Source organism: Knoellia remsis, assembly GCF_003002895.1.
Lineage (GTDB): Bacteria > Actinomycetota > Actinomycetes > Actinomycetales > Dermatophilaceae > Knoellia > Knoellia remsis.
The window spans coordinates 1-19,501 of sequence record NZ_PVTI01000030.1 but is presented as its reverse complement, the minus strand read 5'-3'; the positions used below and the strand labels follow the sequence as shown (position 1 = coordinate 19,501).

The window sequence follows — 19,501 nt, the reverse complement described above, 5'->3', positions numbered from 1 at the left end:
GCAGGTGAGCGCCCGTGACGGTCCGGGACAAGGCGCCGGCGCACCCTCGGCTCGTCTGGTTGAAGTCTGGACTTTGCCAACTTCTTACCGGAGGCAAACCCCGCTCTGACCGACCCGTTCCTAGCGTGGTGGCTGCACGCAGGGGCGTGACCAGCGTCGGTGCGCGACAGCACCGTCGGACACGTATCAGGAGGAGCACCATGACTGACATCGCACGACTGCCGAGGCCGACCCTCGACGTGTGGGAGTGGCAGTTCGAGGGCCACTGCCGCGAGGTGAGCCCCGAGGTCTTCTTCCACCCCGAGGGTGAGCGCGGCAACCAGCGCCGCAGCCGCGACAGCCGTGCGAAGGCCGTCTGCGACGCGTGCCCGGTCCTCAAGCAGTGTCGTGACCACGCCCTCGCCGCGCGCGAGCCGTACGGCGTGTGGGGCGGCATGACCGAGGAGGAGCGCATCCGCGTCCTCAACCAGCGCGAGCTCGCCAGCTGAGCGGCTCGCCCACAGACGCCGGAGCGGCCGCGACCAGGGACGCACCTCGTTCCGGCACCAAGCCGGGTGGCTGGGAGGGATCAGGGAGAGACTCCCAGCCACTCGGCTTTTTCATGCCCGGCCGTATGCCGTCCGCCCACCCACCGACTCCCCCTCACCTCAACTTTCCCGCCCCATGGCCCTACCTTGAGTGAGTGAGGGGAACGGTTCCCCTCACTCACGCAAGGTTCCCGCATGGGGCGGGAAAGTTGGTGTCGCAGGCGGCAGTCAGAGACACGAGCGAGGAGTCGTGAAGATCGGCGCGACGTGTTCTAGGGTCTGACTCATGGGAATCAGTCCGCTGCAGTGGCCGGTGCTCCGGCAGCTGCGCTCGGGTGACCGGCTCGGGCGCGGACCGGCGATCACCTCGCCGACGACCCGCGGCCTGACCTCCCGCAACGCCACTGCCGACCGCGTCGTCCAGAGCGTCTGTCCCTACTGCGCCGTGGGCTGCGGCCAGCGCGTCTACGTCAAGGACGAGCGGGTCACCCAGATCGAGGGCGACCCGGACTCCCCGATCTCGCGCGGCCGCCTCTGCCCCAAGGGCTCGGCGAGCGAGCAGCTCGTCAACGCGCCCGGCCGCCAGATGCACGTCCTCTACCGCGCGCCGCGGGCCACCGAGTGGCAGCGGCTGGACCGCGACGAGGCCATCGACATGATCGCGAAGCGGTTCGTCGAGTCGCGTCGCAACACCTGGCAGGAGCTCGACGACAAGGGCCGTCGCCTGCGCCGCACCATGGGCATCGCCTCGCTCGGGGGAGCCACCCTCGACAACGAGGAGAACTACCTCATCAAGAAGCTGTTCACGGCCGCGGGCGCGATCCAGATCGAGAACCAGGCGCGTATTTGACACTCCGCCACGGTTCCCGGTCTGGGAGCCTCGTTCGGGCGCGGCGGCGCCACCCAAACGCTCCAGGACATGGCCAACGCCGACTGCATCGTGCTGCAGGGCGGCAACATGGCCGAGGCGCACCCCGTCGGCTTCCAGTGGGTCAGTGAGGCCAAGGCGCGCGGCGCCAAGGTCATCCACGTCGACCCGCGGTTCACCCGCACCTCGGCGGTCGCCGACCGGCACATCCCGCTGCGCGCCGGCTCCGACGTCGCGCTGCTCGGCGGCCTCATCAACTACGTCCTGACCCACGACAAGTGGTTCAAGGAGTACGTCGTCGCCTACACCAACGCCGCGACGATCGTCAGCGAGGACTTCCGCGACACCGAGGACCTCGACGGTCTCTTCAGCGGCTTCGACCCCGAGACCGGCAAGTACGACATGACGAGCTGGTCCTACGCCGCCCCGAAGAGCGAGGACGGCGACGGCAAGGTCGAGGGCAGCGACCCGTCGGCGAACGACGCGAACTCCAACACCAAGGAGACTGCGCCCGGTGACGCGCACGGCTCCGGCGGTCCGGCGCTCGAGCACGCGGAGGTGCTGCGCGACGACACCCTGCAGGACCCGAACACCGTCTTCCAGATCCTCAAGCGGCACTACGCGCGCTACACCCCCGAGCTCGTCGAGGAGCTGTGCGGCGTCAGTGCGGCCGACTTCGACTACCTCGCCCGGGCCGTGACCGAGAACTCCGGCCGCGACCGCACGACGTGCTTCGGCTACGCCACCGGCTGGACGCAGCACACCCTGGGCGCGCAGTTCATCCGGACCGCCGCGGTCCTCCAGCTGCTGCTCGGCAACGTCGGCCGTCCCGGTGGCGGCATCATGGCGCTGCGCGGGCACGCGAGCATCCAGGGCTCGACCGACATCCCGACCCTGTTCAACCTGCTCCCCGGCTACCTGCCGATGCCGATCGCGGGCCAGCACGACACGCTGCAGGACTACCTCGACGGCATCGCCTCGAAGAAGCAGAAGGGCTACTGGGCGAACGCCGACGCCTACTTCGTCAGCCTGATGAAGTCCTACTTCGGCGACGGCGCGACGGCCGAGAACAACTGGGGCTTCGACTACCTGCCACGCCTCACCGGCGCCCACGGCACGTACCAGACGACCCTGGCGATGCTCGCCGACGAGGTCGAGGGCTTCTTCGTCCTCGGGCAGAACCCCGCCGTCGGCTCGGCCAACGGACGCATGCAGCGCCTCGCCCTGCCGCACCTGAAGTGGATGGTCGTGCGCGACCTCAGCCTCATCGAGTCCGCGACGTGGTGGAAGGACTCCCCCGAGATCGCCTCCGGCGAGATGCGCACCGAGGACATCGAGACCGAGGTCTTCTTCATGCCGGCGGCGACGCACGTCGAGAAGGCCGGCACCTTCACCCAGACGCAGCGGCTGCTGCAGTGGCGGCACAAGGCGCTCGCCCCGCCGGAGGAGTGCCAGAGCGACCTCGACTTCTTCTACCAGCTCGGGGTCCGCATCCGCGAGCTCGTCGCCGAGTCGACCGACGAGCGTGACCGCCCGCTGCTCGACATGACCTGGGACTACCCGCTCGACGAGCACGGCGACCCGATCCCCGAGTCGGTGCTGCGTGAGATCAACGGTGTCCAGCTCACCGGTCCTGACGCCGGGCGGGCGCTCTCGGGCTACCAGGAGCTCAAGGCCGACGGCAGCACCGCGTGCGGCTGCTGGATCTACAGCGGCGTCTTCGCCGACGACGTCAACATGTCCGCGCGCCGCACTCCGCAGGGCGGCCCCGGCGTGAGCCAGCACGAGTGGGGCTGGGCGTGGCCGGCCGACCGGCGCATCCTCTACAACCGCGCCTCGGCCGACCCGGACGGCAAGCCGTGGAGCGAGCGCAAGAAGTACATCTGGTGGGACGAGGCGCAGCAGCGCTGGGTCGGCGACGACGTGCCCGACTTCCCCGTCGACCGTGCCCCGCACGCGAAGCCCGACCCGGAGGTCGGCGGCCCGGCCGCGATCACCGGCGACGACCCGTTCATCATGCAGTCCGACGGCAAGGGCTGGCTCTTCGCGCCGAAGGGTCTCGTCGACGGCCCGCTGCCGACGCACTACGAGCCGCAGGAGTCGCCGGTCGACAACGCGCTCTACACGCAGCAGCAGAGCCCGACGCGCATCATGTATGCCCGCGAGGACAACCTGGGTGCGCCGAGCTACGGCAGCAAGGGCGTCGAGGTCTTCCCCTACGTCTTCACGACCTACCGGCTCACCGAGCACCACACGGCCGGTGGCATGAGCCGCTGGCTGCCCTACCTCTCCGAGCTCCAGCCGGAGATGTTCTGCGAGGTCTCCCCCGCGCTTGCGGCCGAGCGCGGCCTCGAGGAGGGCGGCTGGGCGACGATCATCTCGCCGCGCGCCGTCATCGAGGCCCGCGTCCTCGTCACCGACAGGATGACGCCACTCACGGTCGGCGGCCGCACCGTGCACCAGGTCGGCCTGCCCTACCACTGGGGCGTCGGCGACCAGGCCATCGTCACCGGTGACGCCGCGAACGACCTCATCGGCATCACCCTCGACCCGAACACCCAGATCCAGGAGTCCAAGGTCGGCTCGTGCGACGTCATCGCCGGTCGCCGTCCCCGCGACGGTGCCGAGCTCGAGCTGCTCGACGAGTACATCCGGCGGGCCGGCGTCACGCCCGCGACCGACAACCAGCGGCTCACCGACCCCGAGGCCGAGACGGCCGCGCTCAGTGCCGCCGAGGCCGAGGGTGACTTCGCGAAGCCGAACCCCGACGACGAACCAGGAGGCAGCCGATGGTGAATCTCTCTCTGGGACACCAGTTCTCGGGTCCGACCGACCCGGCCGCCGACGCCCACTGGCCCGACGTCCGCGAGCGCAAGGGCTTCTTCACCGACACCTCGATCTGCATCGGCTGCAAGGCGTGCGAGGTCGCGTGCAAGGAGTGGAACCACAACCCGCGCGATGGCGACCTCGAGCTGACCGCCATGTCCTACGACAACACCGTCTCGCTCGGCGCGAGCACGTGGCGCCACGTCGCGTTCGTCGAGCAGGACAAGGAGCGCATCGAGGTCGCCCGCGAGTCGGGTCGCCGTCTCGTCTCCCTCGGTATGCCGTCCGTGCGCCGTCCGCAGGACGACGCACCGCCCGGACCGGGCGCCTCCGCGGACGCCACGGGCACCACGGACGGCGCGCCCACGGCATACGGGAACGTCGACACGACTCCCCCGGACACCCCGGAGTTCCGCTGGCTCATGGCCTCCGACGTGTGCAAGCACTGCACGCACGCCGGCTGCCTCGACGTGTGCCCGACGGGCGCGCTCATGCGCACCGAGTTCGGGACCGTTGTCGTCCAGGACGACGTGTGCAACGGCTGCGGGACGTGCGTCGCGGGCTGCCCCTTCGGGGTCGTGGAGCGGCGCAGCGACGGCACTGCCGCGCCGACGACCCGTGAGGGCGAGCGCAAGGGCGAGCAGCCCGACGTCCCCAAGCGCGGCGTCGCCCAGAAGTGCACCCTCTGCTACGACCGGCTCCTCGACGACGAGACCCCGGCGTGCGCGAAGACGTGCCCGACGACGTCGATCAAGTTCGGCGACCACGACGACCTCGTCACCGACGCCCGCGAGCGCGTCGCCCAGCTGCACGCGCAGGGCATGACCGAGGCGCGGCTCTACGGCGCCAACGAGCTCGACGGCGTCGGCGGCACGGGCGCGCTCTTCCTGCTGCTCGACGAGCCGGAGGTCTACGGCCTGCCGCCGGACCCGCGGGTGTGCACCGCGGACCTGCCCGAGATGGCCAAGCGCGCCGCCATCGCGACCGGCGGCATGCTCGCCGCCGCCGCGCTCGCGTTCCTCGGAGGCCGCCGGTGACGACGTCCGAGTTCGACGCCACCCGTCCACCCGAGCCCCCCGGTCGCCGGCGCCGCTTCGGCAAGCTCGCGCGCCCGAGGAAGCGCACTCCCGGCGGCCGCACCGACGGCTCGGCCGAGATGCTCATGGTGCCCGAGGCGCAGTTCACCTCCTACTACGGCAAGCCCGTCGTCAAGGCGCCGCCGTGGGGTCACGAGGTCGCCGCCTACCTCTTCCTCGGCGGCGTTGCGGGCGGCTCGGGGCTGCTCGCGCTCGGCGCCCAGCTGACCGGTCGCGAGCTGCTGCGGCGCAACGCCCGGCTCGGCGCCATCGCGGCCGTGTCTCTCGGTGGCGTGGCCCTCGTACGCGACCTCGGCCGACCGGAGCGCTTCTACAACATGCTGCGCACCTTCAAGCTCACCTCGCCGATGAGCGTCGGGTCGTGGATCCTCACCGCCTACAGCGGCGGCGCCGGCATCACCGCCGTCAACGAGGTGGACCGGCTCGTCGGTGAGCGCCTGCCGCTCGGTCCGCTGCGCCCGGTGCTGCGCGCGGTCGAAGGGCCCGCGGGCTGGGAGGCAGCGCTCTTCGCGGGCCCGCTCGCGGCATACACCGCCGTGCTGCTCTCCGACACGGCGAACCCGACGTGGAACGCCGCGCACAAGGACCTGCCGTTCGTCTTCGTCTCCTCGGCGAGCCTGGCCGCGAGCGGGCTGGCCATGGTGACGACCCCCGTGCGCGAGACCGGTCCGGCCCGGGCGCTGGCGGTCATGGGCGTCGCCGGCGACGTCGCGGCGATGAAGTACATGGAGGGCCGGATGGACCCGGTCGCGGCCGAGCCGCTGCACCACGGTCACCCCGGCGAGCTGCTGAAGTGGGCCGAGCGGCTGGCCATCGCCGGTGGCGTCGGCGCGGTCGTGCTCGGCCGCTCGCGGGTCGGGTCGGCCCTGTCCGGACTGGCGTTGCTCGGGGCCTCGGCGCTGACCCGGTTCGGGGTGTTCGAGGCCGGCATCGAGTCGGCGAAGGACCCGCGCTACACGATCGAGCCGCAGCGCCGCCGCCTCGCCGAGCGCCAGGCAGCGGGCGTCACCGACGACTCGATCACCACCGCCCGCTGACCGTCGCTGACCCGCCACTCCTTTCCCGGCGGTGCGGCTCAGCGGATGTGCAGGCCGGCGCCGCGGATGGTGTGCCCGATGACGGGGTGCCCGGGCAGCTCACCGACGACGAGCAGGCCACCGGAGGTCTGGGCGTCCGCGAGCAGCAGCAGGTCGTCCTCGTCGACGTCGCCGCCGATGACGAGGTGCGGGCGCACCCAGTCGAGGTTGCGGCGCGTCCCGCCCGAGACGTAGCCGTCGGCGAGCGCGTCGAGCGCCCCCTCGACGACGGGCACCGCGGACCGGTCGATGACTGCGCCGATGCCGGAGGCGCGGGCGAGCTTGTGCAGGTGCCCGAGCAGCCCGAAGCCGGTGACGTCGGTCGCCGCCCGGATCCCCGCGTCGAGCGCGGCCTGCGACGCGTCCCGGTTGAGCCCGGTCATGACCTCGATCGCGGCAGGGAACACCTCGCCGGTCTGCTTGTGCCGGTTGTTCAGCAGGCCGACCCCGATGGGCTTGGTCAGCGTGATCGGCAGCCCCGGCTCGGCCGCGTCGTTGCGCAGCAGCCGCTCCGGGTCGGCGACGCCGGTGACCGCCATGCCGTACTTCGGCTCGGGGTCGTCGATCGTGTGCCCGCCGATGACGGGACACCCCGCCTCGGCCGCGACCGCGAGACCGCCGCGCAGCACCTCGGTGAGCAGCTCCATCGGCAGCACGTCGCGGGGCCAGCCGACGAGGTTCACCGCGACGACCGGCCGCCCGCCCATCGCATAGATGTCGGAGAGGGCGTTCGCGGCGGCGATCCGCCCCCAGTCGAAGGCGTCGTCGACGACCGGCGTGAAGAAGTCGGCCGTCGACAGGACGGCGAGGTCGTCGCGCACCCGCACCGCCGCGGCGTCGTCACCGTCGTCGAGGCCGACGAGGACGTCCGGTCCGGCCTGACCGGTGAGGTCGCGCACGACGTACTCGAGCTCGCCGGGCGGGATCTTGCACGCACAGCCGCCGCCGTGGGCGTAGCCGGTGAGCCGAGTCGTCGTCGCGTCGTTCGCAGGCACCCGACCAGCGTAAATGTCTCGTGCGTCGACTAGGTTTGCGCTCGGAGGCGTCAGGGTTCCTGGTGGGCCCCCCGGTCTTCAAAACCGGTGGGACCGAGCATCTCGGTCCGGCGGGTTCGATTCCCGTCCGTCTCCGCCACAGTGTCCGCTCGCGCGGCGCGCACGAACCGTGAGCCCGTATGCCGTCCGCGCGCCATCCGTGGAGGAGGTTGCCGCCCGTGAGTGGTCCCGACCCGCGCCGCCTCATCCCCCGCACCGACGACCTGCTCGCCCTCCCCGAGGTCGTGTCGGCTCGGGAACGCCTGAGCGACAGGGTCGTTCGTGACGTGGTCGGGTCCGCGCAGACCCGGGCGCGCACCGGCGAGATCGCGCCCGACGCCGTTGCCCGCGAGGTCGTGACCCGGCTCGCGGACCGACGCAGCACCGGCCTGCGTCCCGTCATCAACGCCACCGGTGTCGTCGTGCACACCAACCTCGGCCGGGCGCCGCTGTCCGAGGCGGCGGTCGAGGCGCTCGTCGCGGCGAGCGGCTATGTGGACGTCGAGCTCGACCTCGTCTCGGGGACGCGTAGCACGCGTGGCGCTGCGACCCGGGAGGCGCTGCTCCGGGCCTGCCCCGCCGCCGAGGAGGCGCTCGTCGTCGGCAACGGCGCGGCTGCCCTCGTCCTGGCGACGACGGCGCTGGCCGCTGGCAAGGAGGTCGTCGTCAGCCGCGGCGAGCTCATCGAGATCGGTGCGGGGTTCCGGCTCACCGACCTCATCGCCTCGACCGGGGCGCGGCTGCGGGAGGTCGGGACGACCAACCGCACGCACCTCGCCGACTACGCCTCCGCCATCGGCCCCGACACCGGGTGCCTGCTCAAGATCCACCCGAGCAACTTCCGCGTCGAAGGCTTCACCTCGGCTGTCGGGGTGGCGGAGCTGCGGGCCCTGGCCGACGAGCACGACGTCCCGCTCGTCGCCGACCTCGGCAGCGGGCTGCTCGAGCCGGACCCCCTCATCCCCGACGAGCCGGACGCCGCGACCACCCTGCGCGACGGCGCCGACATCGTCACCGCGAGCGGCGACAAGCTGCTCGGCGGGCCGCAGGCCGGCATCGTCCTCGGGCGCGCCGACCTCGTCCGCCGTCTCGCCACCCACCCGTTGGCGCGGGCCGTGCGCGCCGACAAGCTCACCCTTGCCGCCCTCGAGGCCACCCTCGACGGGGGTCGCGTGCCGGTGACACAGGCCCTCCACGCCGACGCCGACGATCTGCTCCGCCGGACCCGGGCCCTTGCCGACGCGGTGAGCGGCGCGGGTCGGGAGGATGTGTCCGGTGGCGCGCGGACGGCATACGACGTCGTCGAGCACGACGGCCGGGTCGGCGGCGGCGGCGCGCCCGGGGTGCCGCTGCGCGGCTGGGCGCTGCGGCTGCCGGAGGCCGCGGCCGCTCGTCTGCGGACGGGCGAGCCCGCGGTGCTGCCGCGGGTCAGCGACGGCGCCTGCCTCGTCGACCTGCGCTGCGTCCCGGAGTCCGACGACGCGCGGCTGGCCGGCGCGATCCGGGCCGCGCTGTCGGCGCCGTGACGGGGCCACCCGAGAGCGAGCCGCGCCGGTACGTCGTTGCGACCGCGGGGCACGTCGACCACGGCAAGAGCACGCTCGTCCGTGCGCTGACCGGCATGGAGCCGGACCGGTGGGCCGAGGAGAAGCGGCGCGGGCTGACGATCGACCTCGGGTTCGCGTGGACGACGCTGCCGTCGGGCGCCGAGGTGGCATTCGTCGACGTGCCGGGGCACGAGCGGTTCCTCGGCAACATGCTCGCCGGGCTCGGGCCGGCGCCGCTCGTGTGCTTCGTCGTGGCCGCCGACGAGGGGTGGCGGGCGCAGTCCGCCGACCACCGGGACGCGCTGCTGGCGCTCGGGGTCGAGCACGGGCTCGTCGTCCTCACCCGCAGCGACCTCGCGCCCGACCGCGTCGAGGCGGTGACGACGCAGGTGCGCCGCGAGCTCGCGGGGACCGGGCTGGCGGACGCCCCCGTCGTCAGTGTCTCGGCGCGCACGGGGACCGGGCTCGACGAGCTGCGGGCTGCGCTCGACGACGTGCTGGCCGGCACACCCGCCCCGGACGATGTCGCCCGGGTGCGGCTCTGGGTGGACCGGTCGTTCACGATGACCGGCGCCGGCACGGTCGTCACGGGCACCCTCGCGACGGGACGTCTCGCAGTCGGCGACCGGCTCGAGCTGCTGCGGCCCGACACCGAGACGCCGGCGACGGTCACGGTGCGCGGGCTGCAGCGGCACGGCGAGTCGGTGACGGAGGTGGGCCCGGTGAGCCGGGTCGCGGTCAACCTGCGCGGGGTCGCGGCCGACGACGTGGCCCGCGGGGACGCGCTGGTGACGCCGGGTCGATGGCCGCGGACCTCGCTGGTCGACGTGCGCCGAGTCGACGGCGCAGGCCACGACGGGGACGGCCTCGACGGGGACGGCCTCGACACGGCGCCGGAGCACCTCACCGTGCACGTCGGGACCGCGTCGGTGCCCGCGCGACTGCGGCCGCTCGACGGCGACCACGCTCGGCTCACCCTCGCCCGCCCCGAGCCGCTCGGGCGCGGCGACCGGGTGGTCCTGCGCGACCCGGGTGACCGTCGGATCGTCGGCGGCGTCGAGGTGCTCGACGCGGACCCACCGTCGCTGGTGCGTCGCGGGGATGCACGCCGGCGCGCTGCGGCTCTCGACACCGAGGACCCGTCGGAGCCACTGCGCGCCGAGGTGCGTCGTCGCCGCGCGGTCCGGTCCGACGACCTGCACCGGCTGGGACTGACGGATGCCACGACGAGTGTGCCGGACGGCATACGGGTGCATCGCGGGTGGTGGGTCGACGACGCCGCCCTTGACTCCTGGGCGGTGCGACTGCGCGCGGCCGTGGCCGGGCACCACGCGGCCGAGCCGCTCGCGGCCGGGCTCACACCGCGCGCCGCCGTCGACCTGCTCGAGCTGCCCGATGCGGAGCTGCTCGGGCTGGTCGTCGCGGAGACCGACGTCGAGGGCGACGGGCGGCACCTGTGGCTGCCCGGTCACGACCGGGACGTCTCCCCCATCGAGCCGGCCCTCGCGCGTCTCGAGGAGCGGCTGCGCGCCGAGCCGTTCGCCGCTCCGGAGGCGGACGACCTCGCCGAACTTGGTTTGGGGACAAGGGAACTGGCCGCGGCCGAGCGGGCCGGACGGCTGCTGCGCCTCGCTGACGGGCTCGTCGTCCTACCCACTGCGCCGGCATTCGCGATGCGGACGCTTGCCGGGTTGGAACAGCCGTTCACGACGAGCGCCGCTCGTCAGGCGCTGGGCACGACGCGGCGCGTGGTCATCCCGCTGCTCGAGCACCTCGACTCCCGCGGCTGGACGACCCGGATCGACGCCGGCCACCGCCGCGTCAACCGCTGAGGGGAAACCGCGGGCGCGGAATGATCGCACGGCGCGCCCGCGGCATACGCTGACATCGTGGCAACCACCGACATCCCGATCACCGGCGACAGCATCCGCCTCGGCCAGCTGCTGAAGTTCGCGAGCCTCGTCGAGGACGGCGCCGACGCGCGGGCTGTCATCGAGTCCGGCGAGGTCGAGGTCAACGGCGAGGTCGAGACCCGCCGGGGCCGCCAGCTGCGTGACGGCGACACGGTGACCTACGCCGGTGAGACCGTCCGCGTCGCGATCGACGCCTGAGCCGCGCCCGCCCGCTCCACCCGACTTCCGCCCGCTCGACCCGAGAAGGCTTCTCGGGCGCGGGCGGAGAGTATCGGGTAACCCGATAATGCTGAGGTGGGTGGGGCGGGACCCCTCAGGGCGCGGGCGGCATACAGCGGATGAGGGTGACGTCGCCGCTCACGGTGAGCGGTCCTGCGGCGTGCGGTACGAGGAGGACGTCGCCGGCGGCGACGGCGAGCGACCCCTGGGCGGAGTCGATCGCGCCGCGTCCCGCGACGGCGACGACGACCGCGTATGCCGCGTCGACCGTCACGGGAGCGCCCACCGGTCGCACGACCTCGGCGCGGAAGTACTCGCTCCCCTCGTCGGGCAGTGCCGGGCCCTGACCCTCGACGTCGGCCCAGCGGGTGCGCAGCGACGCGATCCGTTCGGCCGACAGCGGGCCGTGGTCGACGCTGCGCAGGGCCAGGGGCCGGTCGAGGCCGAGGAAGGCGTGGTCGAGCTCGAGGCCGAACCGCTCGTGCTCGAGCATCACGGAGAAGTCGGTGGGCTCCTGCAGCTCGAGGACGAGGACGCCTTCGCCGATGGCGTGTGGCTGGCCCGCGGGCACGAGGACGGCGTCACCGGCGGACACCGAGATGGGGTTGCACGCCTCGAGCAGCCGCTCGTCCTGGGCGTCGACGAGCTCGGCCAGCTCGTCCTCGCCCAGCTCGTCGCGGAAGCCGACCCACACCGTCGCACCGGGCTCGGCGGCGAGCACGATCCAGGCCTCGGTCTTGCCGTGGTCGCAGTCGAGGTGCGCCTTGGCGAAGTCTCGGCTCGGGTGGGAGTGCACGGGGAGCCGTTCCCCGCTGTCGAGGAGCTTGGTGAGCAGGTTGGGGTCACCACCGAAGCGGGCGGCATGCGCCGCACCGAGCCAGCCGACCGGGTCGGCCGCCAGCGCGTCGGGCAGCTCGGTGCCGTCGGCGAGGGTCGTCACCCCGCCGCCGCCCTCGGCGAAGAGGCGGGCCGTCGAGCCGAGCCAGTCCTCCGGGCGGCGGCCGTCGAAGTCGCCCGGGGTGGCGGCACTGCGGAAGGCGAAGATGCGCTCGCCGCCGCGGTAGAAGCGGCGCGGGATGTTCGGCGCCAGGTGGGCGATGACGGGCCCTCCCGCCGCGAGCTCGGTGTCACTCGCGATGTCGGTGCTGGTCATGAGCTGGCCTTCCGGAGAGAGCGGGATGCCGGGAGCCGCCCCGACTCCCGGACGATGAGGCGGGTGGGCATGACGACGGTCTGGGCGGGTGACTCGTCCCCGAGGATGCGGGCGATGAGCTGCAGCGCGGCCTTCTGCCCCATCGACGTGGGGTCCTGGTTGACGACGGTGACGGCCGGTTCGATGAGGTCGGCCAGCTCGAAGTCGTCATAGCCGACGAGCCCCATCTCGACGCCGGAGCGTCGCATGGCGTGCAGGGCGGCGAGGGTCACCCGGTTGTTGCCGGTGATGACGGCCGTGACGGGACTGCGCTCCCGGGACCACGTGGCGAGCCGCTCGGTCAGCGAGTCGACCGTGTGCGGACCCATGGAGACCTTCGCGTCACCGGGCAGCCCGAGCGCGTCGTGGATCTGGACGAACGCCTCGCGCCGTTGGCGGGCCGTCCAGAACTCCGCATCGTCCCCGAGGAGGGCGATGCGGCGGTGCCCGTTGGCCACGAGGTGCTCGACGGCGCTGCGCACCCCGCCGGGGTTGTCGCTGATGACGGTGTCCGTGGCCTGCCCGCGCACCGGCCTGTCGACGTAGACGATGGGTGTCCCGCTCGCGGCGACCGTCGGGTCCACGGCGGGCCGCTCGCCTGCCGGCACCACGACGAGACCGTCGACCCGGCGGTTGATGAGGCTCTCGAGGACCCCGCGTTCCCGGGTCGGCGAGCCCTCGGCGGAGGCGGTGATGAGCTGGTACTGGCGGATCCTGGCCTCGCGCTCGACCGCCGCGCTGATCTGCGAGTAGAACGGGTTGGCGAGGTCCTCGACGACGAGGGCGATGGTCTGGGTGCGGCCCTGGCGCAGGATGCGCGCGCCGTCGTGACGCATGAAGCCGATCCGGTCGATGACGGCACGCACCCGCAGCTCGGTGTCGCGACGGACGCCGGGCTCACGGTTCACGACCCGGGAGACGGTCTTGACGGAGACATGGGCCTCCGCGGCGACGTCGGCCATCGTGGGCCGCGCCGATGTCCGTTTTCCCGACAACGCTGTCATGCACTGATCACACCAAACGCGGCGGTCCCTGAGCAACGCGGACAGCATCTTCCGCCGAGAGGTCCGATGCTTCTGTCCGATTCGGTGTCCCGACCGGACAAGGTGGGGTCCTCGTCTTGCCGGACCACCCGGCATACAGCCAAGGTCGGCAGGACGGCCGGTCGACGACGACCGGTCGCGGACCGCGTGAGCTGCCGGAGGACGTCATGCCCCTGACCACTGTGTTCCCACGAGGCCTTGCCGCCTCCGTCCTGACGCTCGCGCTCGTCGGCGCGTCGGCCACGGTGACCGGCGTGGCGAGCGCCTCGCCTGCCGGCACGAACAGCACCGCGGGTGGCGCGTGGTCGACGTCGTTCGAGACCGGGCAGCCGCAGCCGCTGGAGTCGACCGTCGAGGCCGGCCCGGACGGCCCGATGCAGCAGAACGTCACCGGTGGGGTGGCCGCGGACGGCAGCCTCCTCGGCTCGATCGCCGCCATCACCGCGAGCGCCGAGAACCCACCCGGGGAGACGGCCGCGAACCTCAGCGACTCCAACCCGGACACGAAGTGGCTCGCGTTCACCTCGACCGGCTGGGTGCGCTACCAGCTGAGCGGACCCAAGCGCGCGCTCACCTACAGCCTCACGTCGGCCAACGACGCCCCCGAGCGCGACCCGCGCGACGTCACCCTCCTGGGCTCGACCGACGGCACGACGTGGACCGACCTCGACCGTCGCACCGGTCTCACGTGGACCTCCCGCTTCCAGAAGCAGACCTTCACGATCGCCACCCCGGGCGACTACACGTACTACCGGCTGGACGTCACCGCGAACCAGGGCGGTGGCATCGTCCAGCTCGCCGACTGGGGCCTCTTCGGCGAGTTCACCCCCACTGAGCCGGGCGCCCAACCGATGGTCACCACCGTCGGGGCCGGGCCGCGCTCGGGCTACAACATCAAGTCCCTCGCGGGCTGGACCGGGGTCAAGGCGCTGCGCTACTCCGGCCGGCACACCGCCGCCGGTCGTGGCTACGCGTGGAACCGGATCTTCGACGTCGACGTCCCCGTCGGCGACCGGTCGCAGCTGAGCTACAAGATCATCCCGGACATGGTGAACGGCGACCTCACCTACCCGTCGACGTATGCCGCGGTCGACCTGCGCTTCACCGACGGCACCCTGCTGTCCGACCTCGGCGCCGTCGACGCCTACAGCAGCGTCGCGTCACCGAACGAGCAGGGCGTGGGCAAGACCCTGTATGCCGCGCAGTGGAACTCGGTGACCGTGGACCTCGGCCCGAAGGCCGCCGGCAAGACCGTCGACGCCATCCTCGTCGGCTACGACAACACCGCCGGCGCGACGGAGAAGACCTTCTTCGGCGGCTGGGTCGACGACGTCACCATCGACCCGAGCCCGGCGACGATCGACCGTTCGAGCCCCACGTATGCCGTGGACATCCGGCGCGGCACGAACAGCTCCGGGTCGTTCTCGCGCGGCAACAACCTCCCGATCTCCGCCGTCCCCAACGGGTTCACGTTCTTCACTCCCGTGAGCAACGCGACGTCGCAGTCGTGGGAGTACTACTACCAGGCGGGCAACAACGCGCAGAACCGGCCGATGCTCCAGGGGCTCGGCATCTCGCACGAGCCGTCCCCGTGGATGGGTGACCGCAACCAGATGTCGGTCATGCCGTCGATCACGCAGGGTGTGCCGACGGGCAGCGCCACCGGCCGTCAGCTGTCCTACGACCACGCGACCGAGGTGGCCCGCCCCGACCACTACCGGGTGAACTTCGACGCGGGCATCACCGCCGAGCTCGCCCCGGCCGACCACGGGGGCGTCTACCGCTTCACCTTCCCGGACAGCGCGCCGACCGGCAGCCTCGTCATCGACACCGTCGACAACAACGGCTCCTTCACCGTCGACAACGCGACCGGCACCTTCACCGGCTGGGTCGACAACGGCAGTGGCCTGTCCGTCGGCCGGAGCCGGATGTTCGTCTACGGCGTCTTCGACCGGCCGGCCAGCGCGTCCGGAACGGCGCCCGGCGGCCGGACGGGCACCCGCTATGCGACCTTCCCGACGACGAGTGACCGTGACGTCGAGCTGCGGCTGTCGACGTCCTTCATCTCGCTCGACCAGGCCAAGCGCAACCACGCGCTCGAGCTCCAGGGCCGCTCGTTCTCCGACGTCCAGGGCGCGGCCAAGAAGGCGTGGGATGACCGCCTCGGCGTCGTGCAGGTCGAGGGCGCCTCGGACACCGAGCTGCGCACCCTCATGTCGAACCTCTACCGGCTCAACCTCTACCCCAACAGCCAGTTCGAGAACACCGGCACCGCGACCACTCCGCGCTACCAGTACGCGAGCCCGGTCTCGCCGAAGTCCGGCAGCGCCACCGCGACGACGACGAACGCCGCGGTCAAGGACGGCAAGATCTACGTCAACAACGGCTTCTGGGACACCTACCGGACGGTGTGGCCGGCCTACGCACTGCTCTACCCCGAGTTCGCGGCCGAGATCGCCGACGGCTTCGTCCAGCAGTACCGCGACGGCGGCTGGGTCGCCCGCTGGTCCTCCCCCGGCTACGCCGACCTCATGACGGGCACGAGCTCCGACGTGTCCTTCGCCGACCTCCAGGTCAAGGGCGTGCCCCTGCCGGACAAGCTCTCGACCTACGACGCCGCCCTGAAGAACGCGACCGTCCTCCCGCCGACGTCCGCGGTCGGCCGCAAGGGCATCGCGACGTCGACGTTCCTCGGCTGGACTCCCGAGAGCACGCACGAGAGCGTGTCGTGGGGTCTCGAGGGACTCATCAACGACTTCGGCATCGGCAACCAGGCCAAGTCCCTCGCCGACGACCCGGCTACGCCCGCGTCGCGCAAGGCGACCCTCGCGGAGGAGTCCGAGTACTTCCTCAAGCGCGCCACGGCATACGTCAACCTGTTCAACCCCGAGACCGGCTTCTTCCAGGGGCGTTCGGCCTCGGGTGAGTTCGCCGAGAACTTCGACCCCGAGGTCTGGGGCGGCAACTACACCGAGACGAACGGGTGGAACTTCGCCTTCCACGCGCCGCAGGACGGCAACGGACTGGCCAACCTGCTCGGTGGTCGCGAGGCGCTCGCCGACAAGCTCGACGAGTTCTTCACGACGCCCGAGACCGCGACGAAGCCCGGCTCCTACGGCGGCACGATCCACGAGATGATCGAGGCGCGTGACGTGCGCATGGGTCAGTTCGGGATGAGCAACCAGGTCTCGCACCACCTCCCGTACATGTACAACTTCACCGGCAAGCAGTTCCGCACGGCCGAGAAGGTCCGCGAGGTGCTGCGCCGGCTCTACACCGGTGGCGACATCGGCCAGGGCTACCCCGGCGACGAGGACAACGGCGAGATGTCGGCGTGGAACATCCTCTCCTCGCTGGGCATCTACCCGCTCCAGGTCGGCTCGGCCGAGTGGGCCGTCGGCTCGCCGAAGTTCACCAAGGCCACGGTGAAGCGCGCGAGCGGTGACCTCGTCGTCACCGCGCCGGGCAACTCCGAGCGCAACATCTACGTCCAGAAGCTCAAGGTCAACGGCGAGGGCCGGCCGAACACCTCGATCCCGCACTCGATGCTGTCCGGCGCCGCGTCGATCGAGTTCCAGATGGGCGCGACGCCGTCTGCCTACGGATCCAAGCCGAACGCCGCGCCGCCCTCGCTCACCAAGGGTGATGACAAGCCCGCACCGCTCGTCGACGTGACCGGCGCCGGCAAGGGCACGACGGTCGCGCCGCAGGCGACCGATGCCAAGGCCCTCGTCGACAACGACTCGCGGACGGCGACGACCTTCTCGAGCCCCACCCCGACGATCACCCACACGATCTCCGGCGTCGGCCAGCGGGCGACGTTCTACACGATCACCAACGGCGCCGCCGCCGGCGACCCGAGTGCGTGGCGCGTCGAGGGCTCCAAGGACGGGCGCACCTGGACGACCCTCGACACGCGCACCGCGCAGACGTTCGCGTGGCGCACCCAGACGAGGCCGTTCAGGATCGCGACGCCCGGGACCTACCAGGCCTACCGACTCGTGGTCACGGCGAGCAGCGGCAGCCCGACGATCTCCGAGGTCGAGTTCCTCACCGACGGCTCGCACGCGGCGAACACCAAGCTCGCCGTCACCGCCGGGGCCCAGCTCGAAGGCGTCGAGGACGAGCAGGTGAGCGGCACGGTCGCGACCTTCGTCGCGCCCAAGAACGCCTCCGCGCAGGACTTCACCGCGACGATCGCCTGGGGCGACGGCACGAGCTCGACCGGGACGGTCAAGGCCGGTGACCTCGGCACCTACGTCGTCAGCGGCACGCACACGTATGCCGCGGCGGGCCCCTACGACGTCACGGTCACCGTGCGCGACAAGCGCGCCGAGGGATCGGCCGTCGGATCGGCACTCATCCACCAGCGCGTCGCCCCGTCGTACGCGAGCGGGTTCGACCTACGGTGCATCGGCGAGCCGGGCGAGGAGATCGCCTGCGATGGGGACCAGGCGGGCATCTCTCGTCCGGCCCTGTATGCCGCGGGCGCGGTTCCCGGTCGCCTCCTCACCGTCCCGGGCACGGACCTTCGCTTCTCGATGCCGGGCACCGAGAAGGGCGGCAAGGACAACGCCACCGGCGCGGGCCAGACGCTCCCCGTGACGCTCGCCCCGGGAGCCACCCAGCTCAGCCTCATCGGGACCGCCACCCAGAAGAACCAGGACACGACGGGCACGGTGACGTTCACGGACGGCACGAGCACGGCATACAAGATCCAGTACGGGGACTGGTGTGGCGCACCGCAGTTCGGCAACCTCGTCGCCGTCCGGATGGACTCGCGCCTCAACGGGACGAGCACCGACTCGTGCAAGCTCACGCTCTTCGCGACCGCGCCGCTGACGATCCCGGCGGGCAAGACCGTCGCGTCAGTGACGCTGCCGACACAGGCCGGTGACCCGGCGACGGAGGGCCGCATCCACGTCTTCGCCGTCGCCGACAACGGGTCCCCCCTCGCCGTCACGGGCGGTGCCGCCCCGGCCGCGAAGGCCGGCACCGCGACCACCATCACCCTCGCGACAGCCTCGGGCGGCGTGCCCGCGGCAGGCGGCTACACCGCGCGCGTCGCCTGGGGCGACGGCTCGGTGACCGAGGACGCCAGGGTCACCGTCGCCGCCGACGGCACCGCGACGGTCGGCGGCAGCCACACGTGGGCGTCACCGGGCACCTATGCCGTCCGTGTCCTCGTCGGCGACAGCCGCAACGACGCGCTCGCGACGGTGACCGTCACCGTGACCTGAGCCCGACGGGCCGTGCGTGATGGACGCTTCGGCAAGAACGTAAGCCAACTTCTCCCAGAAGTTGGGGCCTCAGGGCAAGATCTCTGTTGGGAACATTCAACGGAGAGGGGTTTCGAATGTCCGAACAAGCACGCGCAGGGTGGCATCACGACCCATTTCGACGCTTCGAGTATCGGTATTGGGATGGGCGGACGTGGACGGATCACGTTTCAACCGCCGGGTTGGCGTCGACCGATCCGCCAGTTCCAACCGCGACCAAAACCGAGTCTCAACCGGAGGCAACACCCGAGCCGCGGAGGCATGAACCGGTCCCGGAAGAGCCCCGAGTACAAGAGCAGGCGCCCCACTCTGCAGAGTCCCAAGCGCAACCGGTGTTCACCCACTCCCCCCGACGCGACTCATGGCAGCCCGAGCGCATCACCGCCTTCAATGCCAAGCGCTTGGCCGAGAAGTATCTCGGCGTTGCCACGTCACTAGAGGAGGAGGATGCGCGCCTGCGGGGACTCCTAGGCGAGATGGGGGCACTGGATGCAGCTGCTCGCAAGGAGCAGATCGAGCAGCTCTCCAAAGACGCGACGGCTCTCGCTCAAGAGGTGGAACGAGAGCGGGCCGGGTCAAGTCCGGATCGGTGGTGTACGACGGTGATCCGTCGAGGGTTGTGGTTTAGGCGTTGATGGCGCCGGCGATCAGCTCGGTGGTCACCTCCTCGTTCCCGGCCTGTCCCTCGCGGGCGATGAGCACGGCGCGGGCGTTCTTGAGGGCTTCGAGGCCGAGGTAGCGGCGTTGTTCGGCCCATTCGTCGTGCTGCTCCGCGAGGACGGCCCCGACGAGCCGGATCACGGACTCGCGGTTGGGGAAGATCCCGACGACGTCGGTGCGGCGGCGGATCTCTCGGTTGAGGCGCTCGTTGGGGTTGTTC

Annotated in this window: 13 protein-coding genes and 1 tRNA gene; 10 read left to right on the top strand and 4 right to left on the bottom strand. The window is 71.7% G+C overall.

Annotation, left to right across the window (positions count from 1 at the left end; all coding sequences use genetic code 11):
* Positions 1-200: 200 nt before the first annotated feature.
* The 4 genes from BCF74_RS17590 to nrfD all read left to right on the top strand — a co-directional run bounded on the left by BCF74_RS17590 (position 201) and on the right by nrfD (position 6,355).
* On the top strand, positions 201-488 hold the full coding sequence (locus BCF74_RS17590; RefSeq protein ID WP_106298739.1) for a WhiB family transcriptional regulator: 288 nt from the start codon (positions 201-203) through the stop codon (positions 486-488).
* A 325-nt stretch (positions 489-813) separates the two neighbouring features.
* Positions 814-4,191, top strand: coding sequence for a formate dehydrogenase (gene fdh / locus BCF74_RS14850; protein ID WP_177426677.1), 3,378 nt, complete (start codon positions 814-816; stop codon positions 4,189-4,191).
* Complete coding sequence (locus BCF74_RS14845; RefSeq protein ID WP_218279285.1) at positions 4,185-5,258, top strand: 4Fe-4S dicluster domain-containing protein; 1,074 nt, start codon at positions 4,185-4,187, stop codon at positions 5,256-5,258. The genes fdh and BCF74_RS14845 overlap by 7 nt, the downstream gene beginning before the upstream one ends.
* Positions 5,255-6,355 carry an NrfD/PsrC family molybdoenzyme membrane anchor subunit gene (nrfD, locus tag BCF74_RS14840; RefSeq protein ID WP_106298736.1) on the top strand — a complete coding sequence of 367 codons (1,101 nt, stop codon included), beginning with the start codon at positions 5,255-5,257 and terminating at the stop codon, positions 6,353-6,355. The genes BCF74_RS14845 and nrfD overlap by 4 nt, the downstream gene beginning before the upstream one ends.
* 38 nt (positions 6,356-6,393) lie before the next feature.
* Here the strand turns inward: nrfD and selD are convergent, their stop codons facing one another.
* Positions 6,394-7,389, bottom strand: coding sequence for a selenide, water dikinase SelD (gene selD, locus BCF74_RS14835; RefSeq protein ID WP_106298735.1), 996 nt, complete (start codon positions 7,387-7,389; stop codon positions 6,394-6,396).
* A gap of 43 nt (positions 7,390-7,432) precedes the next feature.
* Between selD and BCF74_RS14830 the strand changes: the two genes are divergently transcribed.
* From BCF74_RS14830 to BCF74_RS14815, 4 genes are all read left to right on the top strand, one after another.
* A tRNA-Sec gene (locus tag BCF74_RS14830) sits at positions 7,433-7,528 on the top strand.
* Positions 7,529-7,607: 79 nt separating this feature from the next.
* A complete protein-coding gene (gene selA / locus BCF74_RS14825) occupies positions 7,608-8,954 on the top strand; it encodes an L-seryl-tRNA(Sec) selenium transferase (RefSeq protein WP_106298734.1) in 1,347 nt (448 codons plus the stop codon).
* Positions 8,951-10,807: a selenocysteine-specific translation elongation factor gene (gene selB, locus BCF74_RS14820; protein WP_245889390.1), complete on the top strand. Its 1,857-nt coding sequence runs from the start codon at positions 8,951-8,953 to the stop codon at positions 10,805-10,807. The genes selA and selB overlap by 4 nt, the downstream gene beginning before the upstream one ends.
* A 57-nt stretch (positions 10,808-10,864) precedes the next feature.
* Positions 10,865-11,086, top strand: a complete 222-nt coding sequence (locus BCF74_RS14815) for an RNA-binding S4 domain-containing protein (RefSeq protein ID WP_106298733.1) — start codon at positions 10,865-10,867, stop codon at positions 11,084-11,086.
* A 115-nt stretch (positions 11,087-11,201) separates the two neighbouring features.
* Here the strand turns inward: BCF74_RS14815 and BCF74_RS14810 are convergent, their stop codons facing one another.
* Both BCF74_RS14810 and BCF74_RS14805 read right to left on the bottom strand, forming a co-directional pair.
* Entirely contained in the window at positions 11,202-12,260 is a 1,059-nt protein-coding gene (locus BCF74_RS14810; RefSeq protein ID WP_106298732.1) for a class I mannose-6-phosphate isomerase, read from the bottom strand.
* Positions 12,257-13,261 (bottom strand): LacI family DNA-binding transcriptional regulator, encoded by a 1,005-nt coding sequence (locus tag BCF74_RS14805; protein ID WP_106298731.1) that lies wholly within the window; start codon positions 13,259-13,261, stop codon positions 12,257-12,259. The genes BCF74_RS14810 and BCF74_RS14805 overlap by 4 nt, the downstream gene beginning before the upstream one ends.
* A gap of 158 nt (positions 13,262-13,419) precedes the next feature.
* On the opposite strand from BCF74_RS14805, the gene BCF74_RS14800 reads away from it, so the two are divergent.
* Positions 13,420-18,582: a GH92 family glycosyl hydrolase gene (locus BCF74_RS14800; protein ID WP_245889389.1), complete on the top strand. Its 5,163-nt coding sequence runs from the start codon at positions 13,420-13,422 to the stop codon at positions 18,580-18,582.
* A 116-nt stretch (positions 18,583-18,698) separates the two neighbouring features.
* On the top strand, positions 18,699-19,256 hold the full coding sequence (locus BCF74_RS17960; RefSeq protein WP_106298730.1) for a DUF2510 domain-containing protein: 558 nt from the start codon (positions 18,699-18,701) through the stop codon (positions 19,254-19,256).
* Here the strand turns inward: BCF74_RS17960 and BCF74_RS14790 are convergent.
* Positions 19,246-19,501, bottom strand: a 256-nt coding sequence (locus BCF74_RS14790) for a transposase (RefSeq protein ID WP_177426676.1), incomplete at its 5' end; no start/stop codon positions are given. The two genes, BCF74_RS17960 and BCF74_RS14790, sit on opposite strands and share 11 nt — an antisense overlap.

Coding starts and splice junctions, on each gene's coding strand:
- BCF74_RS17590 (WP_106298739.1), top strand. CDS start 201: ATGACTGACATCGCACGACTGCCGAGGCCGACCCTCGACGTGTGGGAG.
- BCF74_RS14845 (WP_218279285.1), top strand. CDS start 4,185: ATGGTGAATCTCTCTCTGGGACACCAGTTCTCGGGTCCGACCGACCCG.
- BCF74_RS14810 (WP_106298732.1), bottom strand. CDS start 12,260: ATGACCAGCACCGACATCGCGAGTGACACCGAGCTCGCGGCGGGAGGG.
- BCF74_RS14805 (WP_106298731.1), bottom strand. CDS start 13,261: ATGGCCGACGTCGCCGCGGAGGCCCATGTCTCCGTCAAGACCGTCTCC.
- BCF74_RS17960 (WP_106298730.1), top strand. CDS start 18,699: ATGTCCGAACAAGCACGCGCAGGGTGGCATCACGACCCATTTCGACGC.